Raw genomic sequence first — 14306 nt, forward strand, 5'->3', positions numbered from 1 at the left:
TTTTATCTGTCAGAAAAAGAGACTTCACAGTAGCAACGGCAATTGGGTAATGCGCCCGCGTGCCCTGTCATACCATCCAGGGTAGGTGGGTTGTGCCAATCGATAAATTGACCTTCCAGTTTTTTGTGTGATGGCCTTACATCACCATCATGGGCGGTACGCCAAATATAGCCGGTTGAGCCAATTGCCAATGCTCTCGCTTGAGTTAAGGCTTGCGTTGCTCGGCCTAGTTCGGTACGGGCTAGCATCTTTGCCCGCGATGCCGCCACCTGACCGGATTGCGCTATCATTGTGGTAAAATGTTCAGGTCTTTCGGCGTTCACTACCGCTTCAATCGCTCTGTTTTGGATATCGTAGACTCTATCAGCGGCATCCATTGGCAGCGATTTAATGTACTTGATTTGCTCATGGACAATAGACTGCATGACATGCCCCACGGGTGCTTGAGCAATTAACTGTTTGAGTTCCCCGCTCATTTCATGGCTATTTTGTTGCCACAATTTCGCGTTATCTTGTGATACCGTGTCGACAAATTTTGTCGCTACCCGCCTTGCCCAACTCTCGATAAGTTCGCTGTAATCCTCTAATGCTTGCTGAATGTCCAGCACTGAATCATTCGAACCGTCGTAGCGTTGGTTGATAATAGCGCCAATTTCGCGGGCAACCTTACTCAGGCTCGTTCGATATTGGGTTTCCGCCCGTTTTGACCGTCGCTGCGTGGACAGCACTGAGCCTTGGCGGCGGTTCGTCTTCCGCATGATTGATATCCTCATCGGTGATGGTACTGCCAATACTGATAACATCGGACAAATCCCGTAGCGAGGACATGGCCGCTTTCACTGACAGCATGCCGCCATCCTGTGCGGCATTGAGCGCATTAATCATGTTAACCGCGACGGTAGACTTATCCATGTCTGACATTTGCCAAAGGGGATTAAACGCAAAACTAAAATCATCGGGTAAGGGTTTACCTAATGCCGATTGATGCGCTATCTCAAATAGCTTCCTTAACGGTTGCTTTAATCGCCTTGATTGTTGCGTGGCGATATTGTCGTAGTAATTGGCTAAATCGGCATCGCCAGTATTGAACCCTGACGGGGATTGACCAAACAGCCGGACTAAGGGAATACCTGTCGCTCCGCTAATCTGTTCAGCAAACCGCGTCAGCACGTTATCTAATCCTGAAAACGAATAGCTATGCGTTTCAAAGTCATCGTCCGTATCCATGAGCGTCATCCCTTCGTTGCTCTGGTACTGACGTATCATGTCCATGTGCTTCATCAGCGATTCGTATGGCTTGCCGCCAAAACCGATGATTTCACGGAGCTTATTCACTTTGAATGTTCGTAAATGCGCTTTATACACCAATTGCGCAATACCGGTTGTGGTGCTATCAAAGGCGGTTAACCGGTCAAAAATACGTTCAATGACCGACATGCCCCACTCATTCTCGGTTTTGGCTTGCTGGTAAGGGAGTGTCACCCCATCAAAACGGATTAATCGACTATGATGCACTTTCCAGGCGGGAATGCCGTTCTCAACGGTCACAATGTCGTAGAATTCTGGTCTACCTAGGTCCTTGCTTAACGTTTTGATACGACGATTCAAATCCGGGTTAACCTGCCAACGGTCAAGCGGTAAAATACCTTTGAATTTACCTTGTCCTATCGTCTCGATACGTAATGGTGTAAAAGCGCTTGCCCTTCTATCATAATAATCCCTAATGCGCCGCCGTAAAGCCGTGACCACTTGATCGCGTTATTGAGACTCTCCCAGATTTCCAGTTCATGGTTAGGAAATTGAATGTTAATTATTTCTTTTTTTCTGACCTTAATTGCTGATACGGATGACCGATCTCTAGTTTCACCATCAAGTAGTCGCCTGGCTTTTCGTCAACCAGAGGTTTTTTTATACAATAAATTGAATTTAGTTAGATCTTCCCTACGCGGTTTTCCGTAACCATCGCGCCTTTTTGACTATCTTACGGCGCATTTCCAGTAATACTTCTGCTCTGATACCCACCTGTACGCTGTTAAAAATCATCCGGCTCCCACATAATATGCATTGATACGGATCCACATTCGTAAAGTGTTTCATCAGCGACGCAAAGCCCGGTTTATGCGGTTTTTTCTTCACCTGCATACCCAGTGCCGCATAGACTTTCGGCAGCAAAATCCCCCGTTTCCGGTTGGCCAGAAAGCCGTAATACCGCACCATCTTAAAATGCTGTGACGGGATATGGCTGATGTAGCGCAACAACATTGCTTCCTGGCTCAGATATTGGGTGCGGTGCTTTCCCGTCCGGTGATCATAGTAATGATGGACAACAGTGCCTCCGTTATAATGACGCAGTTTTGAGGCTGCAACCGGCGGGCGTTTCAGGTAACGGCCAAGATAATTGACATTTTGTCGGGCATGTTTGGTTTTTTTCGCAAAGTGAATTTTCCAGCGCCGCTGGTACTGTGATTCCAGAAACTGACACCATTCCCGGTAGTCGCGGATATGCACATAGCCGGCAGCAGGTAAATTCAGCCCGCCGTAATTCTCTCGAAGTAACGCGATGACAGCCCGGCGCCAGTACCGCTCTACTACTTTCTTTTTGAAGAAAACCGGTCGCCAGACGTCGTGTTTGCGGCATAATCCGCCGCGGGTCACCGATAAATGGATATGCGGGTGTTGGTTAAGCTGACGCCCGTAAGTATGTAGGGCGACAAACAACCCGATTTCGATATTGAGTTTTTCTGCCCATTTCAGCAGGGTTCGAGCGGCACAGGCAAACAACTGATTCAGTAATGGCCAGTTGTGATTAAATGCCGGCCAGAGTTTATCAGGCATAGTGAAAGTGATGTGCTGCCATTCGCAGTCTGGCAAAATGTGTTGCTGCTCGGCTATCCACTGTTCGGTGGCTTTCATCCCGCAGGCGCTGCAGCCTTTGCTTTTGCAGCTCTGACAGAAATATTTGGTGTGCGGGCAGTCAGGGGAGTCGCAGCAATAACGACGGATACCCATAGCACCGGTGCCACAGGCGAGCATCCGTTCGACGACCAGTTTAGTCCATTCGGGAACGGAAGAGCCGTATTTCATGAGTAACCGGTTCCAGCCGTCATCTATCTGGAAGAGAAGTTTTGCGGGTCGGGGAATATACATACACCGGATTATAACGGGAGGCGGTTACTAAGGACAGCCATTTACTTACAGCGTCTTAGCTCCCGACGCAGGCGGGCTACTGTCCATCAAATAAAGATTCGATTTCCCCTTTGTCGCTCGACTCCATTTGTGAAGTAATGCGAACACCTTTTCGGGTCATATCATCGGCGACGGTATAGACCGCCGCACCAATGATCCACGATGAGCGATAAGCATATTCGAGTAATAACCGGTTTCGACTTGTCCAGTCAGGGCGATAAGTTGAATCCGCATGTTGATTGGGGGTTTGCATCCCGACACGGGCGGTAAAATTCTCATACCCGTCAGCCGTTTTTTGAGAGTGTGATTTTTTCTTTTTTGTCATGCGCTTCTACCCAGTAGTGTCCAGATTTCAAGTGCCGTGTTCATTGGGGCAAAGTTGATCATCACTGAATCGGCTAGATTGGGTGACTTTGTCCCATCGGGTTGTTTATCTATTACGATTTTTCCCACCGCGTTAATGGAATAGGTTGGCTGCGATAATTCAACGATGAGTTTGTCTTTGAGTCGCATTGCGCCATTAATGGCAATCAGTTCATCCGGTTTGAAGGGTTGTTTTTCGACTACCGCTCGGTAAACATTTTGGAAGCGTTTGCGTAAATGCCACCAACTTTGCGCTTTGGCATTGGCAAAAAAATCCTTGTTTAATCGCGCATTCTGGCCGTCAAATCCGGCGATCGCTTCTTTGTCTGGGTCAAACACCCCGCCACTGCCGCGAAACGGCACGGCGTCAATACGTACGGCTCTTCTTTGTCTGCGCTGGTCATTGATAATTCGCGCATCCCCTCTTACGCCCGCACCTAACCCATCCTCATCAAAGCGAAAACTCTCAAGCTGATACTTATCCGCTAACTGAAAAACGGTTTCAACGCTGCCGAAAATATCGCTGCCTTTTCCTGACCACTCTTCGATACCCTCAAGCAAAAAACCATGCCGCCAAGAAAAGGCGTTCTTGTCTCTGCCCTCATCCGCCACATCAAAGGCCCCTAGACGTATTCCGGTTGGGTTAATGCCAAGTTTCGTATGGGCATCAATTGCTGCTTGTACCCACTCTGCCGGAATCAGCACCCCTTCAACCGACGCCTGATAGTTCAAATCCAACTCTTGCGCCACAATGACCGGATTATCAATTTTCTGGCATTCTTTCTCGTACCATCCATCATCCTTGCGCGGGTCACTTCGCCAGTGAAAGGTAAACACCGGAATACGGCCACTATGACGTTTTTGGGCAAACGGATTAGCCATGCCGTTAACCGAGCTCAAATCAATGCGGCAACGGGTGGTTTGAGATAAGGCAGCATCAATCAGTAACGGTCTGGGCAAAAAGGCGGCTTCATCGACGAAATAGAGTGTCGTGCGGTCACCCCGTCCGATATTGTCCCCTGCTTCACCCTTGATAATGGCGCCTGTGTTTGGGAAATTGACCCGCATGTAGGGGGCGTGTTTTTTCGCTTCCCAACCGCCCCTAAACTCTTGAGGTAACGATTCCACAAACTTGCGCGCTTTCCAAAATAGCGCTTTCGGATCACCGGTGCTGTCAACGTACTCTTCTTTGCGGGAGCCAAAGCCAATCACCATTTCCTTGTTGAAGAGACATAACGCACAGGCTAACGCAATTGACGTCCAGCTTAAGCCCATTTCGCGGCTTTTTTCGGTAATGCCATTTTCACGCCCACGCCAGCGGGTCATTATCCAGTCAATCCAGGCTTCCTGTTTCGGGAACAGCAAAAAAGGAATAGTCACCGGTAGTCCATAATCAATATTGCGCGGATCTGTTGTCATGCCCCAGTCGATAATAAACTGCGCGGGATTATCCTTGTAAAATCGGGTTAATAGTTCAAAACTTTCCGGCTGCTCCCGAAGACGTTGTAGTCGCTCCGCGCGCCACTTAAACACCTGGACATAATCCGGCTTTTTAAAGTCAAAAGGGAACGGTAATGGCATAGGGATTTGTCCAGAAAAAAGCGAGTCAAAAAAATATATCGCACATAACTGCGTACATAAAAAATAAAAACAGGAAATTAATTAACGTAGTATATTGATATTAATACATAATATTTATCTAAATATTATTTCTAGTAAAAATAAGTAAGCGATTTTTAGCCCTTTACCCCATCAATTTTTTATAGGCTTCTGCCGCCTGTTCGGGGGTCATCTCATGCGTGATTAATTCAACCTGATTATGTGAAGTTCCTGAATGTTCTATTTTCTGTTTATTGGTATACGCGTCACCACATTCTTTAGCTGCTTGCTCTATCATTTGCGCCGTGAGTAAAAAATTATCCATCGACTCTGTTCGAATCGCCATACGGTTTAACACACGCAGTCGATACGCTTTATTGGCAATAGGAATATCACTAATCTCTTTTTTGAATCGCTCTCGCGTGAAGTGAAAGAGATCAACCCATTTTTGACCAAGGCTTTTTCCAATCGCTTTTGTGGGGTCATAGGAAGAGACCTGTTGTACGGTGAGCGTTAATCCAAATTCCAGTTTCACCTGTTTGAGCACCTGAGTTGGGCTATCGAAACAGGCTAACGACTGCACGATGAAGGCCTTAACCTCTGGAGATAATGCCGCCATTGGTTACCCCTCCTACTAAGTTAATATAATTTATTCTGGTTAATTTCAATCGAAAACACGTTTACTGATTTATTGACACTGTGTTTTGATGTACTGCTGTAAATATTCTGTCTGCTTTTCGTTCTCAACTATCATTTCTCTGCTCTTCAATTCGCTTTATTGCCTGTTTGTCAAGATTACACTGTTCAATCACTGTCAGTAACTGCTCATTGAGTATCAGGCTATCACGCCATGTCATCATACCCGCAATCGCTGGCGGCAAGCAGTCAGCGAGTAGGTGAGAGGGTATCGGAATGTGAGGAATCTGAACGTATTCGATTTGTGTGCTGCTGCAACTCGACAACAGCACCATTAGGGATAATGCGATTGGCGCAATCCCGATTGGCGACATGCGTTTTAATTGCTACTTGTGTTGCTTCAGAGTCAACCGCTTTACGCTGACGGGTTTCACTATTAATTCGTGCAATATCATTGATTACCCTTATTGACTGAAAAGCATTAGTCGTGATGGCTACCTGTTTATTGAGGTCAACAGTGAGTTTTTTATTTAATGCCCTGACTTCGTTTAAGGATGTCAACAACCAAGATGCCCATAAGATTAGTCCTGCAATAATCACTACGACAAATGCGTAAGGTCGCCATAACATATTACGCTCTCTATTTCTCGACGGGTCATTAACCCTTTCCAAACTTCGCCTTTTACATAAACCCATCGTTTCATCTCGTCACAAGCACCCGTTCGGTCATTTGTGTTAAGCTTTTTAAGCAAGGTGGATTTAGCAAAATTGCCGACGCCCACGTTGTAGGCAAATGAGTAAAGGGCTGCCTGAGTGAGCGTATTGATACTGACCTTAATCAACGGGTCAACATAACGTTTAACCACTTTCAAATCGTCATCAAGCCACTTGTTGCAATCTTCTTTGGTGTAAGTTCGGTTACGCTCAATATCGTTGCCTGTGTGCCCGTAACAGACGGAAAGCACACCACCCCCATCGAAATAGGGTTTGAGTCTCAACCCTTCAAAATGGGTTATCATGCTTGAGGCTAGAAACAACGCACTACCGCCTGTTGCCATCACTATTTTTTTCGGTATTTTCATACTGACGCTCCTTGAGTTTGTACTCCTTTTTGCGGTAGTACACGTTGATTAAAAATGTCCCTATCGTGCAGACAATACCGACAATAGCCACCCACTCCCCAAGGGTAAAAAAACCTAAAATGGTCGTCATAATGCCCCAGAGATAGGCCGTTGGGGTTGAGTATTTTTCAGGCATGCGCATATACCCTCCTTGTTGAGGGTTCCATTGCTTGGATTAAACAGGGGAGCCAACCACCTTACTCGTTTCGATTATTAGATTTGTCAGTATTGCGGTGGCGTAAATGCCAAAGCGAAATAAAGCCAGTTAAGCGACTGGCGGCACATATCCGTATTTGATATTGTTAAATCGTCAAATAAACCAATGTCAAAATAAGGAAAATTATGTCTGACCAAAAACAATCACCAAGTGAAAACAACACCCAATCTTCTAACGCCGGAAAAACCACGCCAGAACAAGGTGCTAAAGACTTCACAACAAAACGTATGGTTGTCGGGGATTCAGCGAAAAATATCAAAAAAAGTAATAAGTAATTGCAGATATTGTCATTGATAATATTGGAGTGAGGATTGTTGCGATCCTCACTCTATTTAAATGTTTTCTAATTTTGATGTTAATATCAATCAATTCATCTGCGGTAGCACATAAATCAATTAGCCGGTAACGCCGTATGAGCGTTAAGGGTTTTCTTTGCGCTTTGAACCCTTTGATTTCTAAATTTTTATAATCGGTATCACAAATGGCTTTGTAAGGTTGCGTATACAATCTGTTTGGCGAAGTAAACACAGCACCTCTAATATTTGGTCGTAAGCAGAACAAGACCAGATACCCTGCACAGAGCACCCAACACATCAGGAAGGTAGCTAAACCCATCGTTAAATACGCAAAAATTGGCTTTTGCGTTAAGAGCAAGAAAGCGGAGCCAATGCCTACTATCAAAATGTTTAGCAATTTATACGCGTTTTCAATATTAACCGTATTCGACTTGTAAATTTCTTTAGCGCACTCCTCACCTTGTTTTTCAAGAAATGCCAATAGGTCATCATCCACATCAAGGAAATAATCACTTGGAAGTTTGTTCATCCCCACCCCACAAAAAAGAAAACCTCGCAAAAGCGAGGTGAGCAAAAAATACTTAATCGAGGTTTTATTTATCAGCGTACATTTCGGCTGGACGCAAAAATTCATCATGGGCACTTTAGCATACCTTTTGCGGCCGCACCAGTGTTTGATAACTGTTTGTATGATATTTGTACAACACATCGATATCTAATTGAATATCAAGGGTTTCTAAGCATCCCAAAATAAAGCCTTCCGCAATTTGCATTCTTTTTCGCACCTCATCCTCTCGTACCGCAAACTTTCGCGCGATAGCACGCTTGGATATCCCACGGATATAATAATCCTCGATGTAATTCAGCTCTCTCGCCATCCCCACCGTGTTAAGGCGACTGACGCACACATCAATCACTAACCCATCTGCATCACTGCATGATAAACGATTTGCCCCGGTAAACGGCATGAAGCGATCAAAGCCCGATGCCACCGGCAACCAACTTACCGCGGCATACGGATTACCCGCACACCACCCGCCCCAGTGGAGTAGTATTTTCTCGATGTCTCTGCTCATGATCTTTGTCGCTCCTGTTGTGAACGGGAATGTTTTTGCCGCTCGCGTTTAAACTTCAATTCAGGCATTTCAGGTTTTGCATATTCATTTGAACTGAATAAAACCGGAACGGCTCAGGCGCAACACAATACCCCTCTCACCCCCTTTAGGGGGTGAGAGGGGTATTGTGTTGCGCCTTCTCGCTAGCCGTCATGTTGCGCTTTGTTGCGCTAAAAAACCTTTTAAAATCAATGATATTATTTTTTGTTGCGCTTTGTTGCGCTTCATGTTGCGCCTTACTTCCAATTAACCTTAAAAATTGCATATCTATGTATAATAATTGCATATTTATATAATCTCTTCTCTTGGTTGATTTTGGCTTTTTTGTTTTTCTTGCAAACTGTGAAAATTTTTCCGCTCATCTTTTTGGTCGTTTTCACGTTCGAGTGCTAGTATCGAATCATAAATAATGCCATCAGACGACTCAGAAACACCTTGCGACTTTTTCATTCTTGAGATAACCGTTCGCAGAATATTTGATTCCATACCTAAATCTTTCCATCTTTCTCGTAGTACTGCCCGTTCAATACGTCCGCCTGCACTGTCTAATTGCTCCCAAACCCAAGCTTCATGTGTATCACGCTTTGTGGGCTTGCTTTCATCATCAAAAGTGGTGATAATTTCAGCGAAAGGAACATCTTCAAACACACGTTCGGTTGTTAAACGTACCGGCTCGTAGATCTCTCCTTCTGTACTGGTATAGTCGTTATTAACGCTTTCGTTTTGCTCAATAACGTAATCGGGTAGTGGTACCGTAGGGACGTGATAGCTTTTAGTCGGTTGGGTGGGGCCAGTACGCTGTTTCTCATTGATAAGGTTAACGGACTCACCCACTAGCTCTACCTTAATAACCGAGTCGACGTTTGCAAAAGCCGCAGAAGAGCCACGCATCCCTTTATTACTGTCTTTCCCTGTGTGGTGGATGAAAACTACCGCTGCTTCAATTTCTGAAGCAACTCTGGTTGCGCCCGCCAGAAATTTAGCCATATCCCCAGCACTATTTTCATCACCGGAGTTCATCGACTGCGATAACGTATCCACCACAACCATACGTACCGGCTCTCCGGTTACATCTTTTATACGCTTAATTTCTTTCAATACACCATTAACCACCTTTGGCTCTGCTAAATCAACCGCACGCGGTAACGTGTAAAAGTTTTTGATAGGGTTACCATTATTATATTTATCTGCCCATACGCCTACCCGTGGCGAAATCGAGCTTCCACCTTCTGCGGCAATATAGAGAACAGAACCGCCCTTTATGTTCCTTCCCGCCCAACGGTGTTTCATCAGGGCAACGCGCAAGCTAATAGACAAGGCGGTATAGGATTTAAAGGTAGAAGAAGCGCCATAAATCGCCGTCACACCCACAGGAATAAGCCCCTCAACAATAAATTTTCCAGGGGTTCCGTAACCGCCTAAATGCGGTTGCGATACAGGTAATTCAATCTCACTGGCAACCCCCGTTTTCAATCGCGCTGCCCCGGGATTTACCCATCCTGCTTTTTGCGCTAAACTGAATATTGCTTGATAGCCTGTTCTTTCGGCGCGTAGTTCAGGCCATTTGGCTTCTGCGGCGGATAAGTTTCCTTTATCGGCGGCCGAAGACCAATCAAGCCACATCTTTTTAGCTTCCTCCTCAAAGGGTGTGTCTTTAAACCAGGCGAGGCGATTGCCCATATCCACCCATGAAGGGTAATTCTCCGCCTGGTTTATCATTTTCGGATACCATAGTGCGGAACGTAAATCTTCGAACGTCTGATCATTAATATTTTGCAAATCGACTAGACGGGTTAGATCGTCATTATCGGATTTAGGCACATCGATATGCTCAATAACAGGCGTATTATCGGAGGCTAAAAGCGTATCCACATCAACCACGGTACCTTCAAAACTTTGGTACTTAGCGCCTTCATGAGGAGCAAAAACCATATGCGAAGGCTCATAGACAGAGCGATCCCACTTGATCGCCAGATCACTGAGCAATTCGAAACAATCCATCAACTCCTGCTCAATCCGTGGTCCTAGTTGTGCATATTCGGAGGCAGTCACCTCACGAGATAACAAAAAACCAATACGCCAGCGTTGCTCACCCTGCACAACGGGATGTTCATGACTGGCAGTGGTATAGGCAAAACATTGATAAAATCCGAGAATGCCTGTAAGCATTTCCCACGCGTCTAAGGCACAACCATCCATGTCAAGCCATAACACGCTGCGGTTACCCGCATTAAGCGCATTACGCCCTTTCTTGACATTTTTCATCGCACCCCAGATATAATTAAGCGCTTTTTTCTTTTTGTCGAAAACCGCTTTTGGATCGGAGGGACTAATATTAATATGTTTGGTTAATTTTTTTATCGCCTGCTGATACTCAGCAAAAGAGCCAGCAACAGCAGGACTCGGGCGCTGATCAGTAACACTACGCCCGACGGAATAATTGATTTGCATGGGTTATTTGGCCTTTGACTTATTTAATTTTGACTTGGTAGAAGAATTAGTCATTTTCTTTAAATAAAATTTTTCTAGGGCAATCATCGTAGATATACGCGAATCCTTAGTCTTTCCAGTCAGTATTCTGCTTATTGAAGGCTGTTTAATACCCGTATTAGCTTCTATTTCTGATTGAGTTAAGCCCAATGCTAATAATGCTTTGACAATTTCTATAGGTGATTTCTCATACATGGTATTTCTCCAATTTAATTTCATTTAATCGTCAAAAATACCAATTCGCATAAATATTTGCAATGCGAAAAATTTATTTAAATTCAATTATAATATACGTAAAAGTATATTATGAATTTAATATATAATTTATAGGGGATAACATAATGGGGATGGGGACTCAAAATTTAAATAAAAATATCAAGATATTAATGGATGAAAAGGGGGTAAAGAGCGTTGCTGAACTATCACGTCGAATTGGGATGCCACAACCAACGCTACATAGAATGTTAAGTGGAGAAGTTAAAAGTCCACGATTAGAAATAGTTCAAAAAATTGCTAATTTTTTTAGAGTCGAAGCAAATGAATTGCTATATAAAGATTTAAGTACAACAAATATCTATGAAGAAAGAGATATAACATCATTCACAAGGATCGAACTCAATGCTATTCCGTTTAATTTTTGTAAGGTTCCTGTGTTAGGAACAACACAGTTGGGCGGCGGTGGATATTGGAATTCCAAAGAATCATCGATCGAACATGACTATGGTTATATTGTTTGGCCGACGGAGGATAAAGATGCTTTTGCGCTTCGTTGCCAAGGCGAATCGATGATGCCACGAATTCAACATGGAGAATTCGTTGTTATGGAACCCAACTATAAATATAAACCCGGTGACGAGGTTCTAGTTCAAGATGATAACGGTCAGGTTATGGTAAAAACATTTCTTTATCAAAGAGATGACGTTATTCATTTGCTTTCTATTAACGCTGATCATCCACCGATACGTCTTGCAGCGTCAACCATTAAAAAAATCATTTACGTGGCAGGCATTGCTAAGGATTCTCTTTACCATAGAGACTAAGTGAGTACTTCTACTCAAAGCCCAATACGATTTATCAAAAAAATAATGCGAAAAATAATTGACTAAATGTATTTTTCGCATAATATTATCTATGCGATTATGAATAAAATAATTTATATGAATACCTGCTCTTTAACAATTTAGAAAGTCGGAACCGCACAGATTTTTCTGTATAGACCCCTGCGCATAAAATGCGATGTACCGTCAAACGCGATCCGGTTGGCGAGAAGATTAGCCCCATTTGATAAAAATGGTCGTGAAAGGGCAACACTGACAGAAAAAGAAATGCAAACGCAAAAAACACTAATTATAGGTCATTTTGCGAAGTGGCCTATGGTGGGTGACGACAGTTAAACGCTAAATTACATTAAATTAAGAGGTCAAACATGGATAACGAACAGTTAAGTAGGAAAACCGTGATTATTGACGGGAAAGAAATTGATAAAGAAATTGTTCATCACTGTATGGATACGGTGGAGCAAGCGGTTTTAGACGTTGTGACACATTTAGTGAAAAACGGTGCAGAAAAAGAAGACGTGATTAACGCTGCAAAAACTACCGCCGAGGCGATAGTAGTTGGAATGGTTTTTAATCTTTCTGGCTTAGCTTCTTCCAAATAGCTAAAGACTTCTTGCTGCCAGCATCCTCAATAATTTTTTGATAAACATCTTCTAGTTTAAGAACTTCAATAAGATATTCTTCAGGGGTAAATTTTTTATCACAACGTCTAAGGTATTCGACCGCTAAAGCGCGAGCATCGTATTTATAGCATACAAATTTTTCATTTTTATTGGACATTACTTTTTCCTTATAAGTTAATCGAACCATAAGGATACCACCTCGCCTGACGTGGTTAAAAGCAGGCAATGAATAAATTACGTTAACAAGCACCGCGCTTTAGCCCTTTTTACGGTGAACAAAATGCTCAGATATATCAATATTTCGATTAGGTTTTTATTTATAATTCTTGCTCTCCCAATCGTTTTTTATCTTGGTGTAGTTCAAAATACTGATTTGAGTTTTTTTATTGGTAGATGGGAAGCCAAGGCTGAAAAACTCCTCGCTTTACTACAAACATTCTTGGATAAATATTTCCCTGTAGCGTCAGAGCAAGAAAGATGATGCGCCAAACAGTCGGTTTTGGGGTGTGTGAATAACCAAAATACAGCCATTAAGTTAAAAACCAACACCAGGGCACTACCAATATGGCTGTAGATATAATCCGGATACCTCCGGCACACACCGCCAAAACCGATTGGTATTTAGGAGAAATGATGAAATTTGAAGAATTGAGTGAAAAATCTCAAGAGAAAGCCAGCGAAGCGCTACTGTATGCATTACAGGCAGAAATGGATTCAAATCGCGCTATCGATAATGTCAGGGCGAAAGCACTTGCATCGGCTATCAGAGACGGTTTTATTGCACTTGAAACAGAAGAGCTAGAAAAAAGAGCTAGTAAAGATCCTGGTAAAAACAATAAGAATTTTGGGTTTGCCAATTCATGATGTATACGGTAACCAGGCTTCCCAATCGTCAACCAGGCTAGTCACTCATTATTGATATACCTGTTTTGTGTGTTGTCGTAAACCACAAAGGGGGCGAGCCTGACGCGCCAGAAATATCAGGCAACTCAATAAAATAGTTGATCACTTGTAATCCCTAACATACTCATAAGGGAAATCATAATAGGCATTGCATCTATGACAATGGAAAAGCGCATCGTGAAGAGAAGTATCACCTGGTTTAATGACAGCATATTGAAGTATCGATTTCACGCCAGACTCATAGCAATGAATACAAAGATAGTGAGGTTTTTGCTCAGCACTTTCAGGTATTTTGCTACGGTAGACTACCGTACCCGGTTTAGGGTTATAAAGTTCATAATTAGATTTTTCAATCAACCATTGCTCTTTGTTATTAACCTCTTTTTCAAGCTCAATGATGCGATTCTTTGCCATCATCAAAAGTTCTTGAAGTAGTATTTGTTGTTGGGATACCGCACCTAATTTATTTAATAAATCTATCGTTTTTGATTTGACTTCATAATCGATTTTCATACTGAGAATAGCCCGTCCAGCACTAAAAGCCTGACCAACAGATGAAGTCGTATTTGTTAACACCTCAGTTATTTTAGTAATAATGTTTTTATCTTCTGACATAAAACTCTCTCACTCTGTAAGGGTGAAATTATTTTAGCCGATTTCTCTCTGTAGGGGTACAAGAGGAACCACTGCGGCCTGAAG

20 protein-coding genes and 2 pseudogenes are annotated in these 14306 nt (G+C 43.4%); 5 read left to right on the forward strand and 17 right to left on the reverse strand.

What is annotated here, in order from left to right; all coding sequences use genetic code 11:
- Window positions 1-2 precede the first annotated feature (2 nt).
- From AACL31_RS04595 to AACL31_RS04635, 11 genes and pseudogenes are all read right to left on the reverse strand, one after another.
- Window positions 3-758 (reverse strand): phage minor head protein, encoded by a 756-nt coding sequence (locus AACL31_RS04595; RefSeq protein WP_339053783.1) that lies wholly within the window; start codon window positions 756-758, stop codon window positions 3-5.
- Window positions 667-1841 (reverse strand): annotated as a pseudogene (locus AACL31_RS04600) (DUF1073 domain-containing protein); the annotation flags it as partial. The gene AACL31_RS04595 and the pseudogene AACL31_RS04600, both read right to left, overlap by 92 nt.
- Window positions 1842-1941: 100 nt before the next feature.
- Complete coding sequence (locus AACL31_RS04605; RefSeq protein ID WP_339053442.1) at window positions 1942-3147, reverse strand: IS91 family transposase; 1206 nt, start codon at window positions 3145-3147, stop codon at window positions 1942-1944.
- Between the two features lie 85 nt (window positions 3148-3232).
- Window positions 3233-3511: pseudogene (locus tag AACL31_RS04610) on the reverse strand (hypothetical protein); the annotation flags it as partial.
- Window positions 3508-5130, reverse strand: a complete 1623-nt coding sequence (locus AACL31_RS04615; RefSeq protein WP_310513534.1) for a TerL protein — start codon at window positions 5128-5130, stop codon at window positions 3508-3510. The pseudogene AACL31_RS04610 and the gene AACL31_RS04615, both read right to left, overlap by 4 nt.
- A 163-nt stretch (window positions 5131-5293) precedes the next feature.
- The gene (locus tag AACL31_RS04620) at window positions 5294-5767 is read right to left on the reverse strand and encodes a DUF2280 domain-containing protein (protein WP_310513533.1); all 474 of its coding nucleotides are present in this window, start codon (window positions 5765-5767) and stop codon (window positions 5294-5296) included.
- A gap of 69 nt (window positions 5768-5836) precedes the next feature.
- The gene (locus AACL31_RS20920; protein WP_409014156.1) at window positions 5837-5902 is read right to left on the reverse strand and encodes a hypothetical protein; all 66 of its coding nucleotides are present in this window, start codon (window positions 5900-5902) and stop codon (window positions 5837-5839) included.
- Window positions 5892-6119, reverse strand: a complete 228-nt coding sequence (gene lysC, locus AACL31_RS20925) for an Rz1-like lysis system protein LysC (RefSeq protein WP_422389257.1) — start codon at window positions 6117-6119, stop codon at window positions 5892-5894. Before lysC ends, AACL31_RS20920 begins: the two co-directional genes overlap by 11 nt.
- On the reverse strand, window positions 6034-6414 hold the full coding sequence (locus AACL31_RS04625; RefSeq protein ID WP_339053696.1) for a hypothetical protein: 381 nt from the start codon (window positions 6412-6414) through the stop codon (window positions 6034-6036). The genes lysC and AACL31_RS04625 overlap by 86 nt, the downstream gene beginning before the upstream one ends.
- Entirely contained in the window at window positions 6384-6866 is a 483-nt protein-coding gene (locus AACL31_RS04630) for a lysozyme (protein WP_339053638.1), read from the reverse strand. The genes AACL31_RS04625 and AACL31_RS04630 overlap by 31 nt, the downstream gene beginning before the upstream one ends.
- The gene (locus tag AACL31_RS04635) at window positions 6826-7047 is read right to left on the reverse strand and encodes a phage holin family protein (RefSeq protein WP_339053784.1); all 222 of its coding nucleotides are present in this window, start codon (window positions 7045-7047) and stop codon (window positions 6826-6828) included. Before AACL31_RS04635 ends, AACL31_RS04630 begins: the two co-directional genes overlap by 41 nt.
- Window positions 7048-7247: 200 nt before the next feature.
- Between AACL31_RS04635 and AACL31_RS04640 the strand changes: the two genes are divergently transcribed.
- Entirely contained in the window at window positions 7248-7397 is a 150-nt protein-coding gene (locus AACL31_RS04640; RefSeq protein ID WP_339053351.1) for a hypothetical protein, read from the forward strand.
- On the opposite strand, the gene AACL31_RS04645 is transcribed toward AACL31_RS04640, so the two are convergent.
- The 4 genes from AACL31_RS04645 to AACL31_RS04660 form a co-directional block, all read right to left on the reverse strand.
- On the reverse strand, window positions 7378-7947 hold the full coding sequence (locus AACL31_RS04645; RefSeq protein ID WP_339053350.1) for a hypothetical protein: 570 nt from the start codon (window positions 7945-7947) through the stop codon (window positions 7378-7380). The genes AACL31_RS04640 and AACL31_RS04645 overlap by 20 nt on opposite strands.
- A 115-nt stretch (window positions 7948-8062) precedes the next feature.
- Window positions 8063-8494: an antiterminator Q family protein gene (locus AACL31_RS04650; protein ID WP_310513603.1), complete on the reverse strand. Its 432-nt coding sequence runs from the start codon at window positions 8492-8494 to the stop codon at window positions 8063-8065.
- Window positions 8495-8821: 327 nt separating this feature from the next.
- Complete coding sequence (locus tag AACL31_RS04655) at window positions 8822-10984, reverse strand: AAA family ATPase (RefSeq protein ID WP_339053785.1); 2163 nt, start codon at window positions 10982-10984, stop codon at window positions 8822-8824.
- 3 nt (window positions 10985-10987) lie between these two features.
- Window positions 10988-11218, reverse strand: a complete 231-nt coding sequence (locus tag AACL31_RS04660) for a helix-turn-helix transcriptional regulator (RefSeq protein WP_339053692.1) — start codon at window positions 11216-11218, stop codon at window positions 10988-10990.
- Window positions 11219-11364: 146 nt separating this feature from the next.
- Here AACL31_RS04660 and AACL31_RS04665 point away from each other — a divergent pair, with 146 nt between their 5' ends.
- The 3 genes from AACL31_RS04665 to AACL31_RS04675 all read left to right on the forward strand — a co-directional run bounded on the left by AACL31_RS04665 (window position 11365) and on the right by AACL31_RS04675 (window position 12683).
- The gene (locus AACL31_RS04665; protein ID WP_310513622.1) at window positions 11365-12063 is read left to right on the forward strand and encodes a S24 family peptidase; all 699 of its coding nucleotides are present in this window, start codon (window positions 11365-11367) and stop codon (window positions 12061-12063) included.
- A gap of 219 nt (window positions 12064-12282) precedes the next feature.
- On the forward strand, window positions 12283-12417 hold the full coding sequence (locus AACL31_RS04670) for a hypothetical protein (RefSeq protein WP_339053345.1): 135 nt from the start codon (window positions 12283-12285) through the stop codon (window positions 12415-12417).
- Between the two features lie 32 nt (window positions 12418-12449).
- The gene (locus tag AACL31_RS04675) at window positions 12450-12683 is read left to right on the forward strand and encodes a hypothetical protein (RefSeq protein WP_310513069.1); all 234 of its coding nucleotides are present in this window, start codon (window positions 12450-12452) and stop codon (window positions 12681-12683) included.
- Here the strand turns inward: AACL31_RS04675 and AACL31_RS04680 are convergent.
- The gene (locus AACL31_RS04680; RefSeq protein WP_339053786.1) at window positions 12652-12891 is read right to left on the reverse strand and encodes a hypothetical protein; all 240 of its coding nucleotides are present in this window, start codon (window positions 12889-12891) and stop codon (window positions 12652-12654) included. The genes AACL31_RS04675 and AACL31_RS04680 overlap by 32 nt on opposite strands.
- Before the next feature lie 377 nt (window positions 12892-13268).
- Between AACL31_RS04680 and AACL31_RS04685 the strand changes: the two genes are divergently transcribed.
- Window positions 13269-13568 (forward strand): hypothetical protein, encoded by a 300-nt coding sequence (locus tag AACL31_RS04685; RefSeq protein ID WP_310513657.1) that lies wholly within the window; start codon window positions 13269-13271, stop codon window positions 13566-13568.
- A gap of 141 nt (window positions 13569-13709) precedes the next feature.
- Here AACL31_RS04685 and AACL31_RS04690 read toward each other — a convergent pair whose 3' ends face one another.
- Window positions 13710-14222 carry a hypothetical protein gene (locus AACL31_RS04690; RefSeq protein WP_339053458.1) on the reverse strand — a complete coding sequence of 171 codons (513 nt, stop codon included), beginning with the start codon at window positions 14220-14222 and terminating at the stop codon, window positions 13710-13712.
- Window positions 14223-14306: the final 84 nt, after the last annotated feature.

This window comes from Arsenophonus endosymbiont of Crataerina pallida (assembly GCF_964020125.1).
In the GTDB taxonomy this organism is placed as follows: domain Bacteria; phylum Pseudomonadota; class Gammaproteobacteria; order Enterobacterales; family Enterobacteriaceae; genus Arsenophonus; species Arsenophonus nilaparvatae.

Coding starts and splice junctions, on each gene's coding strand:
- AACL31_RS04595 (WP_339053783.1), bottom strand. CDS start 758: ATGCGGAAGACGAACCGCCGCCAAGGCTCAGTGCTGTCCACGCAGCGA.
- AACL31_RS04605 (WP_339053442.1), bottom strand. CDS start 3,147: ATGTATATTCCCCGACCCGCAAAACTTCTCTTCCAGATAGATGACGGC.
- AACL31_RS04615 (WP_310513534.1), bottom strand. CDS start 5,130: ATGCCATTACCGTTCCCTTTTGACTTTAAAAAGCCGGATTATGTCCAG.
- AACL31_RS04620 (WP_310513533.1), bottom strand. CDS start 5,767: ATGGCGGCATTATCTCCAGAGGTTAAGGCCTTCATCGTGCAGTCGTTA.
- lysC (WP_422389257.1), bottom strand. CDS start 6,119: ATGGTGCTGTTGTCGAGTTGCAGCAGCACACAAATCGAATACGTTCAG.
- AACL31_RS04625 (WP_339053696.1), bottom strand. CDS start 6,414: ATGTTATGGCGACCTTACGCATTTGTCGTAGTGATTATTGCAGGACTA.
- AACL31_RS04630 (WP_339053638.1), bottom strand. CDS start 6,866: ATGAAAATACCGAAAAAAATAGTGATGGCAACAGGCGGTAGTGCGTTG.
- AACL31_RS04635 (WP_339053784.1), bottom strand. CDS start 7,047: ATGCGCATGCCTGAAAAATACTCAACCCCAACGGCCTATCTCTGGGGC.
- AACL31_RS04640 (WP_339053351.1), top strand. CDS start 7,248: ATGTCTGACCAAAAACAATCACCAAGTGAAAACAACACCCAATCTTCT.
- AACL31_RS04645 (WP_339053350.1), bottom strand. CDS start 7,947: ATGAACAAACTTCCAAGTGATTATTTCCTTGATGTGGATGATGACCTA.
- AACL31_RS04650 (WP_310513603.1), bottom strand. CDS start 8,494: ATGAGCAGAGACATCGAGAAAATACTACTCCACTGGGGCGGGTGGTGT.
- AACL31_RS04655 (WP_339053785.1), bottom strand. CDS start 10,984: ATGCAAATCAATTATTCCGTCGGGCGTAGTGTTACTGATCAGCGCCCG.
- AACL31_RS04660 (WP_339053692.1), bottom strand. CDS start 11,218: ATGTATGAGAAATCACCTATAGAAATTGTCAAAGCATTATTAGCATTG.
- AACL31_RS04665 (WP_310513622.1), top strand. CDS start 11,365: ATGGGGATGGGGACTCAAAATTTAAATAAAAATATCAAGATATTAATG.
- AACL31_RS04675 (WP_310513069.1), top strand. CDS start 12,450: ATGGATAACGAACAGTTAAGTAGGAAAACCGTGATTATTGACGGGAAA.
- AACL31_RS04680 (WP_339053786.1), bottom strand. CDS start 12,891: ATGGTTCGATTAACTTATAAGGAAAAAGTAATGTCCAATAAAAATGAA.
- AACL31_RS04685 (WP_310513657.1), top strand. CDS start 13,269: ATGGCTGTAGATATAATCCGGATACCTCCGGCACACACCGCCAAAACC.
- AACL31_RS04690 (WP_339053458.1), bottom strand. CDS start 14,222: ATGTCAGAAGATAAAAACATTATTACTAAAATAACTGAGGTGTTAACA.